The organism is Pedobacter africanus, from assembly GCF_900176535.1.
Taxonomy (GTDB): Bacteria; Bacteroidota; Bacteroidia; order Sphingobacteriales; family Sphingobacteriaceae; genus Pedobacter; species Pedobacter africanus.
Window position 1 is genome coordinate 1,204,129 of record NZ_FWXT01000001.1, and the last position, 13,572, is coordinate 1,217,700.

Here is a 13,572-nt window from a genome sequence, read left to right on the forward strand (position 1 = left end):
TATTTAGTTAAAATTCTGCAATTACCGGCCTGCCTTCTTCCTCTGCAATGATGTTGAGCACAAGGTAATTCCAGTTTTGAAATCCTTTATTTAAAATAGGCTCTCCGGATTCCGGTTCATAATATTCATGTAACGCACCGTTTTTAAGGATATCTTTTCCAAACAGTTGTATTGTTTTATTAGCCAGTTCAGAAGCTTCGCTTCGGAAACCATACTTTACCAGTCCTCTATACACCAGGTAATTAGAAATTCCCCAAACCGGGCCTAACCAGTTTGATGGATTGCCGCTGGCCCTTACACTGTACATCTTTTCTAACTTTGAAAGTGTACGTATCCCATAGGGAGCATTAAATGTAAGGTCGTTTTTGTAATGTTCTAAAACCATACGTTTGGCCTGCTCTGGACTAGCAATGCCGCTCCACATCGCAAGAAAACCAGGCCATGCCCCAATCCTTTGGATCAGACCATCATAACTTCGTGGGAAACCACTATGAATAACCATATCTAATCCCAATACCCGGCTTGGCACCTCTTTAATCGGCATCAAGTTTAAGTCTACCGAATAAAAGAAACCATCACGTTCGTCCCAACAATTTTTTTGTACAGCTGCTTTCAGTGCAATCGCATCCTGGTCAAATTCGTTTGCAACCTCTGCCTGATTTAAACATTTTGCCAGATAAACCATGGAGAGTAGTTCTTTATACATTAAACAGTTTAAGTAAATTGAAGCTGAACTTCCTGGGGGACGAAAAAAAGTACTCGGATCATTATCTACCCCAATTGCCACATCATTTTGCCAATAGTATAAACCTGTCGCCTTGTTGCGGTGATGCATTTTATAATTGGTCATAAAGGCCTGCATAAAATAAAATTTTTCGCGAAGCCATTCTGCGTTCCCATTATCCTGCTTAACGAGAAAAGCCGCATGTTGTGCCAGTACAGGTTTATGCATGTTTTCTTTATATATGTTCTTAGGTATCTGCGCTCTGGGATTGGCATTCTTCCATATTACAATTGGGATATAGCCATCGGCACCACCATAATCTAAAAAGTTTAAGATGCATCCGCGTTCATAGGCCAAGGCTTCCTTTTGTTCTTTTGCATTGCCTTTATCTGTTAATATTTGTCGCAAAGCGATATTGGTCAGCCAGGAATCCCAGTCCCATAAATCGTTGGCATATTGATCACTGCCCGGCGTTATAAAAGGGTATTTGAGCATGCCGCCTGCAGGGCGGAACATGCCTTTATAGTCGCTGTAAAGATTTTTTTTAATCAGTTCAGTCAGATTCTGTGCCTTACCAATTTGAGATAGAATTACACAGATAAGAATGGATATTATTGATTTCATAATTATGGTTTTATAGCATAGGAAATTATTTTAGGATTGCAGTAAGGCTTAGATTTTTAAACTGTATTCCGCAATCAAATGTACCCGGGACTTCCCAACCGAAATTCATGCTTCCAATACCCAGATCGCTTAATTGTGTCCCTTTTAAAAAACCTCTTTCCTGTGCTTTCTTAAAAGCGTCAAGAAGCAAAGGGTAAATGTCTTTTTTTATGATTACCCATTGCTTATCTTGTAAAGAACCTGTAAATAAGTCTTTTGCAGCAACATTCAGTATAAATTTTTTCGTTGCATCAGCTTTCCCTAAATCCTGCTCTGCGTATTCTTTAATATCACGATAGCGATAGTCGTACAGCGGTAAACCAAACCAGAAAAAGTCTCCATAACTAGCAGATTTTTCATTAATATTTTGAACAGCTAAATAAAAGGATACTTGTGAGGTATGTAGTTTAGGGTTTAAAGTACTACCCATTTTGTTCTCATCATACATCAAGAGCGCATCGATGTTATACAGCAGGTTTTGAATTTCATTTAAGCGTACCTTGCTTTTAACCTCCTGGGCAAGTAATAGGTGAGGCCAATCCTGATTATCCTTTCTGGGCGAAGGGTATTCATTAGATCCGTTGATTTCCATACTTACCAAAACGGTCTTGTCCTTTGCTTCAAAAGAAATGCGCTTGCCTAGATTTTCATAGGATGTCTTTCCTGACACAACTTTGGGTTTAACATCAATCAGGTTAAAATTGCTTCCCCACTGGGCCAATGTCCAACTGGGTTCGGCACCCGTTTTCCCAAATGGATACAATTGGGAGATAGGGCTGGCATTGGCAGAGTTTGTACCTAGTAAATGGATGCCATTGGTGAAATTCTTGTCGGTTATTACCTCGAGTTTTTGAACCTTGAGATTGTGTTTATGCTGTTGGGAAAAAGCCATGCAGAAGCTATATGAAAGCATGGGTATTAATAATAATGTCTTGAGTTTCATTGTTGTTTTTGTAAATTAATTGATATCTGTATCCGGTTGTAAAACATGTATTTGTTTGCCTGCATGAAGTTGTACAGTTTTACCTTTCCATGTCAGGGTTCCCGTAAGTTGACCGGGCAAACTAATATTGGCATACAGACCATCTTTACCCCTTTTTTTGAAGCTGACTATAATGTCGCCATTTGGATGTGGAACTTTTCCCTCAACGAAATTTAAGGCACCCAGATGAGGTGTTATCTTTACGGTTTTGAAGCCCTGACTTCCTGGCTTAATGCCGCAAACAAGGGCCAGAAAATCGTAATTGGGACTTGCGCTCCAGGCATGACAATCAGACCTGGTTGGCTCGGGTGTTTCGGCAAATGTGGTTAAGCCCAGGTCTATCATGCGCTGCCAGGGCTTCAGTTGCAAAAGGTAATCATCTCCAAATCCGGCCCTATCCATCGCACGGAACAGGTAAAATTTATAGTACAAGGTACATTCAGTCAATTCTTTATGATGTAGGATCTTGATCATTACCTGCTTTTCTTCTGTTGCATGGAACATACCCGTGAGCATGGCCATGATATTAGCATGTTGACTATAACTATTTTGCTCGGGAGAATCGGCCAATAACCTTTTTTGTATGTTCCAGCACAATTGTTTGGTCTTTTCCAATAACAGCTCACTTTGCCTGATGTAAATTTTTGCCTGATCATCAAAACCATTTTGATCAAAAAGTTCTGCGGCAAGCCGTAGGGCATATACATATTGCAAGGTTAAAATCGCAGAATTTCCTTTTTGAATTCCCTTCGGGCTTCCACCTAGTGGATGTTGATTATCCCAAGGCTGGAAAGACCAATCTATGAAGTTCCACCAATCTGATGGCCCAAGCATTCCATTCTGATCAACTTGCACTTCATACCAGGATAGTACATTCCGGATGCCATTGAATTGTTGCTTTACAAAATTCACATCGTTTCGGTGCATCCAGTAATCGTGTACCATAGCTATCCAGTACAAAGAGAAGGGCGGTATAATTTGGGCTTGATAAGCAGGATAACGACTTTGAGTTAAGCCATTGGGAAGCATAGATTGCTGAAATTGACTTATTGCATTGCGCATCAGGCGATCATCACCAGATACATACAATGATATGAGCGATTGAATCCTGGTGTCACCAATATATTGCAGCTGCTCATAATATGGACAATCAAAATAGGTTTCTCCTGCGCATAAACGTGCAGTACGCCATCCAGTATCCCATATCTTCTGCAGGCGCTGGTCACTGCTTTTAAAAGAGGCATTTTCCTGGAAAGGATAGGCCGTAAAGTACGCATACAAATCGTTCAGCACCAAGGCTTCCCCTTTCGTTTTTATACTGAGCTCCATATACCTAAAAGTCCTAAACCAAAGCGTTTTTAAATGAATGTCTGATCCCCCATCGAGTATAAAACTATCCAGATAATCACTATTAACAGTTTTTCCGGTAATGTCATTTCTGTTTCCCTTCGTACCGTTCCCATCTTCAAGGGCTTCGGCATATCCTAAGGTAATTGTGGCACCTTTGCCTCCAGAAACGACTAGTTCCGGATATGCGGTAGTCAAAAAGGCCTGGTCTACCAAAATTTTGACCTGTTGGTTTGCCGGAATATAAACAGGAGACTGTCCCTTTAGAAATTGTGGCCTGGCGGTAATGTTTTCTGCCTTCCGGATACTTGATAGCCGTTGTAATTTGTGTTCCATGAACGGAATTGTATTAGGCACCAACATCCATTCCCAGTCACCAAATTTACCATAAGGAATTCCTTGTCCCAGCAATTTAGGCTTCAACCAATGCGAATCGTTGTAACCTGGATGCTCCCATCCATTCGGGTAAAGTGCCATATGAAGTACTTCCCCCTGACCAACGACTGTGCGTAACGGTTTCTTTTTAGGTCTGACATAAGCCTCATTTTTGAATATGAGCCAGCTGCTATTGGTATTGATTTGCATTTCCTTAGCCGTATTGCCCTGCACAATGAAAGCCGTTTTGTTGCTCATTTGTGCCAGGGGCGCATACTCAGCAAAATTCCAAACCACTGCTGCAAGCGTGTTTTTCCCTTCAATAAGATAAGGGGCAATATCGATAGTATCGAATTTCCAATGGTTAGGATCGGATCTCGCGGGACCTGCGCATACTTCTGCCCCATTGACATATAACCGGTACCGATTGTCGCCCGAAACGTGAATGACAAAACTTTCCGGGAGGTTTTTCAGATCAAAGGACTTTCTAAAATGAAATATCCCATAATCTTTCAATGATATGTCCGGGTAGCTGATCCATTCTGCCTGCCATTTGCTGTTTAATATTGCCGGGTTAATGCTTCCATTAACCTGGCACTTTAAACATATTGAATTAAATGAGAGTGTACAGAAGAAAATCAGGACGAATAATGAAGTTTTCCTGCTGATATTCATTTGTTAATTGGCTATTAAACTTAAATTCTTCACCTGCATCGTTAGTATGTTCAAACCAGGGCATTCAATACCCATGGTAAACAAAGAAATTTTATAATCGCTGTAATTTTGTGATTCTGTAAGTATACCCCTGCTCCATGCCTCAGTTAATCCATTTTTAATCAATGGAAGTAGATCGCCATTGATGTTTTTCCATTGGCCAACGGTGAGCCCTGTAGAACTGAATGGGGTAATTCCAACATCATAAATCAATTTTCCTGTAAATAAATCCGTGGAAATAGACTGTGCCGGAACCGCGTAACGGTCATCATATAGCATCACCAGGAAATACATTGATTTTCCATAACCTGGGTTCGCCGGGTTTAGGTTTTGGATCAAAAAAGTACAGCTAAATTGAACCGCATGTATGGCTGAATCATACCCCGTGCTTTGGTTACGCGCATGGTACAGCAATTTGGCATCTATATTGAACTGTACATTACTGAGGCTTCCCAAAAATGGAGTGCTGCTGCCGAGCCATCCATCTGGATCCGCGATTTTTAAATCGGCCAGCATGGCGGGAAAAGGATCTGTTGCGCCCCTGTAAATGTTATTGAATTCGTGTTGTCCATTTATGGCAAAAATCAGGCTGCCGTCAGTAGAAGTTGTGGGGCCGATTGTGACTGCCTTATCCGGATTTGCAAATTGCTTAGATCCGGAGGCTAATGTATTCGGACTCGCGCCATAAATACTCGACTGACTATACCATTGGGCTAAATTCCAGATTGGACTTCCATTAGCGGTCGTGTACTGCAGCCCCCCCTGAATGGCGCCCGTTCCCGGATGCAATACATTAAAACCTTTCTGAAAATTCTGATCAGTTAACAATTGAAGCGGAGCAATTAAAGTATTGGGTTGATTGAGCCCTGATTGCCTTGTAGCAATTTTAATATTGTTTTCAGGTTCCGGATTCTGCTGTTTGCAGCTCATTAAACTAAAAAACATGGTCAATAAAAGCATAGCAAGGCTATTTACTCTGTTTAAAAGTATCATAGTTTTAGGTTTAAAAGGTGAATGGATTTCTACAATTAGTATTTTGGGTTTTGATCTATAGGGCTCAGCTCTATCTCTGTTTTCGGAATTGGAAACCAGATTTTATAAGGCTTCACATTACTCTTCAATAATGGCACAATCCGGTTCCAACTACCCAGATAGTCCGTTAAGGAATTGATGGCCGACTCGTACTTTCCAAAACGGATCAAATCAATCCTCCTCCAGCCTTCAAAACACAATTCCCTGGAACGCTCATCTAGTAATTCATCTATAAAATTTGCTTTTAAATACGCCGTAGTTAATACATCAATAGCCGTTGGATTGGAACGATAACGAACCTCTTTCAAACGACTTCTTGCTCCAGCCTCGTCACCAGTGTAATATTTGGCCTCTGCATTTAACAACAAGATATCAGCAAATCGCAACAGTGGTACATCAGCATCAGACCAGGCGGTACCATTGGAAATGGACTTGCTGATCGGATCGCGGTAGCGGAATTTACCTACGCAGTAGTTTCCATTTAAAGGGTCGGTACAAGGCAAGGGTATGAAATAGTTTATTCCTTCAATATTTTCTTTTTGTCCCTGTGGATCAACATATAAGGTCAAGTTGTTTTTTCTGCGCTCATCAGCATTGTTATATTTAAAAAACAGCTCACCTGTAGGTCTAAACCAGCCGTAACCACCACCGGCAACTGAGCTACCAATAGGTATTTGCCAAAACAGCCATAAGTTGTAATTGCCATTGGCCGAATTGGTTTTTGATTGAATACTGAACAAGGATTCCTCTGCCAATTGGGATTTGGTCGTTTCTCTAAAAAGATAACTGTAGTTTTTTGTTAATTCATAACCGCTTTCAGCAATGATCTCATCCGTAATTGACTTGGCATTGGCATACATTTCTGTTTTGTTTACCCAATCAAAGCTGTTTAAGGGATAATTCAGTGATTTACCAACAGCATTTTCATTGCAGCTACCCAAATACGTATAGACTTTCGCCAGATAGCCTGCTGCCGACCATTTGTTCGCTCTTCCTTCAATACCCGCACGGTTAGGAAGATTTTGATAAGCATTGTTAAAATCGGCTAGAATCAGTTGATATACACTTTCCAGTTTACTACGCTGTGCTTTTGGATCTTGCTGTGATGCCTCATATACAGGTACACCGCCATAAAACGTCGCCAGATAAAAATAGAGCAAGCCTCTTAAAAACCGGGCTTCTCCAATAATCTCTTGTCGTCGGGGCGAAGGGACATTGGCTTTTTCTATGTTTTCCAATAAATAATTGCAGCGGTTAATGCCCGCGAACAAGAAGAACCAGTTGTTCCTGATGGTTTCATTCTGACTACTTACCTCTGCAGTCCCAAACGGTGCATAATTGGGGTCCGTAAATCCATCCTGAGTAACCAGTTCATCAGTCCCGGCATTCAGCATGATGGGCATTTTAACAGTAAAAGACTCCCCAAAACCGGTACCTTGTACATTGGTAGCGTTCAAAATACTATAGCATCCCGTAAGTCCGATTTCAGCATCTTGCGGTGTTTTGTATAAATTTTCTACAGTATTGAAAGAGTAAGGCTCGGTATCTAAATAATCTTTGCAGCCACTGCTCAGTATAGTGATACCTATGATTGCAATATATATGTGTCTTTTCATGTCTTAATAATTAAAATCCAACGTTTAATCCAATTGTATACACCCTGGCACGAGGATAAGATATCCTGTCAAAACCGGCCAACAAGGCATTTTCAGATTGTATTTCAGGGTCATAACCTGTGTATTTGGTCCAGGTGTGTAGATTTGAGCCGTTTACATATATCCTTGCACTGCCGACGCCAATTTTTTTCATCAGGTCGTCTGAGAAGCGGTAGCCTATAGAAACATTTTTCAACCTGAGGTAAGAAGCATCTTCAACAAAATAACTGGATGTTAGCGTTGCTGTTTTATTTAGGTCACCAAAGTCCCCATAAGTATTGCTTGGGCGCTCGGTCGTCCAGCGATTGTAGAAGAAATCTTTATTGATGTTCATCCAGGTACTAGAAACACCACCTTCAAGTCTGTATTTCGATTCATTGAAGATCTGGTTGCCGTAAGCGCCTTCCAGAAAAATATTAACATCAAAGTTCTTGTAGCGGATGGTATTGTTTAGTCCACCAAAAAATTTAGGTGTACTTCTACTAATGGTGGTTCTGTCATTGTCCAGATCGACAATGCCATCGCCATTTAAATCTTTAAATTTGGAGGATCCAGGTCTGACATTTACGCCTGTAACCTGTACCACACCAGATTTCGGCACGTAGAAGCGCTTGTCGTGTGGAATCATTGGGTCACTATCGTTATCCCAGGTGAAATCACTGATCTGATAAACTCCATCAAAAACATAACCATAAGCGGTGCCAATTGGCTGTCCAACAGTTACGCGCCCAACGTTGGTAATCCAGCCACCCCCCATCGTAACAGGAATATAGCCAATATTTCCAATGTCCTTCACTTCGTTCCTGTTGCTACTGATGTTAAAAGATGTTTCCCAATTGAAATCCTTAGATTTGATATTTTTAGTATTGATTTGGAATTCTATTCCTTTATTGTCTACACGGCCAACATTCTGCCATTGCTGGTTATAACCCGTTCTGCCAGGCACATAAACAGGTAAGAGCATATTTTTAGTTTGTTTACTGTAGATATCCAGAGTAAGCTCAATCCTGTTGTTAAACAAACCCAGGTCTATTCCGGCATTGTATTGAATGGTGGTTTCCCATTTTAGATCAGGATTTGCGCTTGAAGCAGGCGCCTGGCCCAGCTCACCATTGTAAAAGGCATTCTCAAGTCTAGCTAGGTACCTATAAGATTCTATACGCTCGTTTCCTGTCTCTCCATAGCTTAAACGCAACTTAAGGTTACTGATCTGTTTGCTATTTTTCAGGAAGGGCTCTTCTGAAATTAACCAACCATAAGCAAAAGAAGGGAAGTAGCCGAACCGTTTTCCTTTTCCAAATTTATCCGAACCATCTGCTCTGAAAGTGCCTGTGAATAGGTGTTTGGTAAGTAAGGTATAATTCACTCTTCCAAAATAGGACAACCTCCTGTTTACATCTTTGTAAGAGGCAGACCCCTTGGCAATAGTTCCCTTAGCGATGTCATCTATACCAGTAGATTCATCGGAAAAATTAGATTTTTGTACAGAGAAATACTCATAGGTATACTGACTGATCTCTGTAGCGATCATGGCATTAAGGTAATGATTTTTGTTAAACCATTTCTCGTAAGTTAATTGGTTGGTATTAAATATAGAAGCCGCTTTTTGATCCTGGATAATGCCTAGTCCGTTGTCACCTACGCCCCAGCTTGTTTTTTTACCGTAAAACTCCTTGGTTTTTGAATTGGTCAGAATTCCACCACCGGAAATGTTCAGTGTTAATCCCGGAATAAATTTGTAATTCAGATAGCCACTAATGTTATTTTGTACGGTAGCTGCAGATTTATAAGCATCGTCAATCATGGTTAGCGGAGAGATGTAGGCGCCAGCCCTGTCCCAGAGTGGATCGTAAAATTCTATGGGTTTGGAAATGACAAGGTTTTGGACAATACCGTTGAATAGCCCGTCACCACCACCGCTTTGACTGGCTCCATCTTGCCCGGTTTGTGATAAACTGATGTTTAAGCCAATTTTGAGTTTAGTATTGAAATCCTGATCGACCTTTAATCTGGCTGAATATCTTTTAAAGTCGTTGTTTCTGACAATCGCGCCCTGATCAAGATAACCAATGCCACCGGCATAGGAGGTATTATCTTTTTTGACACTAAAAGAAACATTGTGATTTTGCGAAACACCAGTTTGCAAAGTTTCGTCTTGCCAATCGTGTTTTTCCAGCTCGCTTAAGTCCACTGGTTCATCAAGCTCATTGTACAATCCATCTTTATTGGTGTCTTTATAAAATAAAATGGTATTCGGGCTAACAATGCGGCGATAATCCAGATATTCATCCGGGCTAAGCACCCCTAGTTTTTTTGTAGCATTAGAGAAGCTCATGTATCCATCATAGTCAATTTTCGGGGCACCCAATTTTCCGGTTTTTGTAGTAATGATCACAACACCATTGGCACCTCTTGATCCATAAATGGCGGTAGAAGACGCATCTTTAAGCACATCTACAGATTCTATGTCGTTTGGATTCAGGCTGGACAGCGGATTCGCAGATGTTTTATTACCTATACTTGCCGTACCCACCTCGTTGGCATTGGCATCATAAGGAACTCCGTCAATCACAAACAGGGGGCTGGTGCTACCATAAATGGTGTTTGCACCGCGTATGGAAATATTCATTGCCGCACCAGGCTCGCCAGAGCTGGAAGTGATTTGTATGCCTGCCATTTTACCCTGTATCGCTTCCTGGAAAGAAGTTACTTTACTTTTAGAAATTTCATCGGCTTTAATGCTGGAAACAGAACCGGTCAGGTCTTTTTTATTTACAGTCCCATAACCAATTACCACCAGATCGTCCAATGATTTTACCTCTTCCATTAAAATCACATCTATTACTTTCTGGCTACCAACTAATAGTTCTTTTACATTATATCCTATAGATGTAAATACCAGAATGCTTGTTGGCTCAGGCGCATCGATAGTGTACTTACCATCCATATCTGTGGAAGTCCCTTTATTGCTGCCTTTAATCCGGATGCTGACTCCAGGAATGGGACTTCCTTTTGAATCGGTCACTTTTCCTGTAACCCTTGTTATCATAATTGGGACCGGTGCATTTAGTTTCCTACGGACTACAATGGTGTTCATCGAAATGATGTAATCCAGATCAAGGTCTCTCAAACATCTATTGAGCAGTGTTTCAATAGATACATCTTTTACTGTCAGACTAAATGGCTTTGTTGCTTTTATAATTTTGGAATCATAAACGACGGTAAAGCTTGTTTGTTTTTCGATCAATTGAAATACTTCTTTTAAAGAAGTATTTTGCTTATTGATAGAGATGTTTTGAGCCCTGGTACTGGCCCCGACTTGTAAAAATACGGCTGTTAGTAAAACAAACGTGAGTTTCATAGTTAAAATGAATTTGGAAGGAATAGAGAAATTCCTCCTGCACTTTAATGCAGCATAAATTTTATACATTTGGTTAGTGGTTAATTAATATTCGGTTTTTAGAAGAATTGTCGTTTTTTAACCCATAGCTTTTGAAAAAAAGCTTCAGTCGGGGGCGTGTGAGAAACGCTCCTGACTTTTTTATTGGCTCGTTGGAATAGTAGAACTATTGTGTCACAATGATCCTCCTTCCCTCGAGCTTAAAATGGACTGACCCTGTAAGTTCCAGTGGTTTCAGGACATCCAAAATATTTTCATAACGTGAAATTTTTCCACCAAATTCTCCTCCGGGAATAGATTCTTTGTAAACAACCTCAACATCATACCAACGTGCGATCTTACGCATTACACTTTCAATCCCTTCATCCTGGAAAAGGAAATAGCCATTTTTCCAGGCCAGATCCTCATCCGGTTTGGATTCGTTAATGTCAATTGCACTTTGGTTCTTGTAAGTAACCGCTTGTTGCCCCGGTTTAATCGTCTTTGTTGCTGTATTTGTATTAACCTGAACCGATCCCTCAAATAAAGTGGTTTTTAGCAGGGGTTCGTCCTCATAGGCCATCACATTGAAATGTGTACCGAGCACTTTAATTTCAGTCCCGTTTGCGCTTACTTTAAACGGTTTCTTTTTGTTTTTTGCAATTTCGAAATAAGCTTCCCCCTTAAGCACGACATTTCTTTGGGTGGCAGAGAAGACTGTTGGGAATGTGAGTGACGAATTAGCATTTAAAAATACTTTACTGCCGTCTGCCAGAATAATTTCGTACTGCCCACCTTTAGGTGTTGTAAATACATTGTAACTTGAAGCTAATCTGGCATCAGTACTGTCTGCGATTACCTGATAGATAATTTGCCCATGGCTATTCTTTTTGATCTGGATATTTCCATAATTGGTTAAGCTGGGTTCAGCAGAATTGTTCAGGTTTATTGTAGAACCATTTGCGAGCCTTAATGTTGCTTTGTTGGTACCTGGCTTGATATGATATTTTACCGGCTTGGCTAATGCGGTAAACTGATCAAGAGCTTGGCTACCATTGAAACTGTAAAATGCAATACACAATAATACAACTGCAGCTACTGCTGCTGCCAAGGGTTGCCAAAGCCGGTTTTTTTTCGATTTAGGGAAGTCTTGCGAAGCCATGATTTGCGCATAGATCTTTTCCTGATCAATTGGGGGAACCTCGTCCTGATCGTTGAGGCCGTTCCAGAGATTCCGTAAACTCAGTTTAAGATCTTCGGTTGACTCATTTTGGCCAATTAAACTCATTAATTCCAGGAGTTCTTTTTTTGAACATTGGTTTAAGGCATATTGGTTCAATAAATATTCTAAGCGGGAAAAATTCATTTGGTTAGCTTGCTTATCTACATGACGAAGCAAAGTTGAAATCGTACTGCCTGTTTTTTATTTTTTTTAATCAAGCAGGTTGATCAGCATAACCAATAATAAAAAGCTTCTGCCTGATTCTGGATCTACCTGCTTTTTTAAATGTTTAAGCGTTTCGGAAAGGTGATTTTTTATGGTGCTTTTTGAAAGCTGCATTTCCGCGGCTATCTCGTCGTAGCTGTAGCCCTCTTCTTTGCTCATTCTGAAAATCTTTCTTTTTTGATCAGAAAGTTGTGCCAAAGACTGTTCAATCAGATTTTTGAGGGCGGTCGCATCGAGTTTTTCTTCAATCTCATTATGAGATTCCTGGATTTGAGTAGTTAATTCTGTAATCAGGCTGCTATCTTTTGCTAGTTTACGTAAATAATCAATGGCCTTATTTCGCGCCATTGCGAAAAGGTAGGCTTCAAAAGATTCGATATGATTTAGGGAGGATTTGTTTTTCCAGATTTTCAGGAATACATCATTAACCATTTCTTCCGTAGCATCGTTCGACTTACACAATTTGTATAAGTAAGCAGATAGCTTTTTGAAGTAAGCATCGTAAATGGTTTTGAAAGCAATTTCATTTCCACTGGCGATTGCCTCCAAAAGCTCCTTTTCATTTGGTTTTTTTTTGATATGCAATTGATCCCCGATTTGATAGCTAAACTAACAAAAATTGATTAAAACAATCTTTTATTTGAATTTTTTTAGTTATGAAACGGGAAACTTAAGCCAGAAGAGGGAATCTAACCGCCCGGTATTTACCATTTTTTATTAAATCGAGAATTTTACTCTACTAGAGATATTTATTTAGTTCGACTCTTTTTAACTTAACCTTCTCTAATATTAAATTTTAGTCACCCTTTGTTCATATAACAGAGCGGCATTCAGATTGCATAAAAGATCTAACCCACATGCAACGGCACACTGCTTACTGCTATGACTTTCCAGCTCCCGTTAAACGACTTCCAGATCCTGGTGAATTTCAACTTGCTATCAAATGGCTGGTTCAAATAACTCCCGCTGATATCTTTGTTGACCACGACCACGCAGGTATCTCCGAACAACTGCAACTGACGGTCTGAGGCCACTAACCCGGTAATTTTTAAATCCCCGGTGATGTGTGGGCTCAGATCTTCCTTTTTGGAGAGGGTCATCCCCAGATGGTTAACAAATACCAACTGATCGTGAAGCATCTGATCCAGTACTTCCACATCGCTGCTTAAGATAGCAGCAACAATTTGTTCTTCTAACTTTAAGATTTCGCGCTCCATAGTTGTTTTTTATTTTGCTAAGATATCAAAATTTAAA

The 13,572-nt window shown here is 40.3% G+C and carries 9 protein-coding genes; all 9 read right to left on the reverse strand.

The window, feature by feature from the left end; genetic code table 11:
• Nucleotides 1-7: 7 nt before the first annotated feature.
• Nucleotides 8-1,348, reverse strand: coding sequence for an MGH1-like glycoside hydrolase domain-containing protein (locus tag B9A91_RS04980; protein WP_084237291.1), 1,341 nt, complete (start codon nucleotides 1,346-1,348; stop codon nucleotides 8-10).
• Between the two features lie 25 nt (nucleotides 1,349-1,373).
• Nucleotides 1,374-2,330, reverse strand: coding sequence for a hypothetical protein (locus tag B9A91_RS04985; protein ID WP_144008860.1), 957 nt, complete (start codon nucleotides 2,328-2,330; stop codon nucleotides 1,374-1,376).
• A 15-nt stretch (nucleotides 2,331-2,345) separates the two neighbouring features.
• Entirely contained in the window at nucleotides 2,346-4,766 is a 2,421-nt protein-coding gene (locus B9A91_RS04990; protein WP_084237293.1) for an alpha-L-rhamnosidase-related protein, read from the reverse strand.
• A 3-nt stretch (nucleotides 4,767-4,769) separates the two neighbouring features.
• The gene (locus B9A91_RS04995) at nucleotides 4,770-5,798 is read right to left on the reverse strand and encodes a hypothetical protein (RefSeq protein ID WP_144008861.1); all 1,029 of its coding nucleotides are present in this window, start codon (nucleotides 5,796-5,798) and stop codon (nucleotides 4,770-4,772) included.
• 35 nt (nucleotides 5,799-5,833) lie between these two features.
• Nucleotides 5,834-7,453, reverse strand: a complete 1,620-nt coding sequence (locus tag B9A91_RS05000) for a RagB/SusD family nutrient uptake outer membrane protein (RefSeq protein WP_084237295.1) — start codon at nucleotides 7,451-7,453, stop codon at nucleotides 5,834-5,836.
• A 10-nt stretch (nucleotides 7,454-7,463) separates the two neighbouring features.
• Nucleotides 7,464-10,922 carry a TonB-dependent receptor gene (locus B9A91_RS05005; protein ID WP_084237296.1) on the reverse strand — a complete coding sequence of 1,153 codons (3,459 nt, stop codon included), beginning with the start codon at nucleotides 10,920-10,922 and terminating at the stop codon, nucleotides 7,464-7,466.
• 136 nt (nucleotides 10,923-11,058) lie between these two features.
• Nucleotides 11,059-12,159 carry a FecR family protein gene (locus B9A91_RS05010; RefSeq protein WP_159451641.1) on the reverse strand — a complete coding sequence of 367 codons (1,101 nt, stop codon included), beginning with the start codon at nucleotides 12,157-12,159 and terminating at the stop codon, nucleotides 11,059-11,061.
• Between the two features lie 144 nt (nucleotides 12,160-12,303).
• A complete protein-coding gene (locus B9A91_RS05015; RefSeq protein ID WP_159451642.1) occupies nucleotides 12,304-12,903 on the reverse strand; it encodes an RNA polymerase sigma factor in 600 nt (199 codons plus the stop codon).
• 263 nt (nucleotides 12,904-13,166) lie between these two features.
• A complete protein-coding gene (locus B9A91_RS05020) occupies nucleotides 13,167-13,535 on the reverse strand; it encodes a nuclear transport factor 2 family protein (protein WP_084237299.1) in 369 nt (122 codons plus the stop codon).
• Nucleotides 13,536-13,572: the final 37 nt, after the last annotated feature.

Excerpts from the sequence above, each read along its gene's own strand:
- B9A91_RS04980 (WP_084237291.1), bottom strand. The coding sequence starts at position 1,348 with ATGAAATCAATAATATCCATTCTTATCTGTGTAATTCTATCTCAAATT.
- B9A91_RS04985 (WP_144008860.1), bottom strand. The coding sequence starts at position 2,330 with ATGAAACTCAAGACATTATTATTAATACCCATGCTTTCATATAGCTTC.
- B9A91_RS04990 (WP_084237293.1), bottom strand. The coding sequence starts at position 4,766 with ATGAATATCAGCAGGAAAACTTCATTATTCGTCCTGATTTTCTTCTGT.
- B9A91_RS04995 (WP_144008861.1), bottom strand. The coding sequence starts at position 5,798 with ATGATACTTTTAAACAGAGTAAATAGCCTTGCTATGCTTTTATTGACC.
- B9A91_RS05000 (WP_084237295.1), bottom strand. The coding sequence starts at position 7,453 with ATGAAAAGACACATATATATTGCAATCATAGGTATCACTATACTGAGC.
- B9A91_RS05005 (WP_084237296.1), bottom strand. The coding sequence starts at position 10,922 with ATGTATAAAATTTATGCTGCATTAAAGTGCAGGAGGAATTTCTCTATT.
- B9A91_RS05010 (WP_159451641.1), bottom strand. The coding sequence starts at position 12,159 with ATGAGTTTAATTGGCCAAAATGAGTCAACCGAAGATCTTAAACTGAGT.
- B9A91_RS05020 (WP_084237299.1), bottom strand. The coding sequence starts at position 13,535 with ATGGAGCGCGAAATCTTAAAGTTAGAAGAACAAATTGTTGCTGCTATC.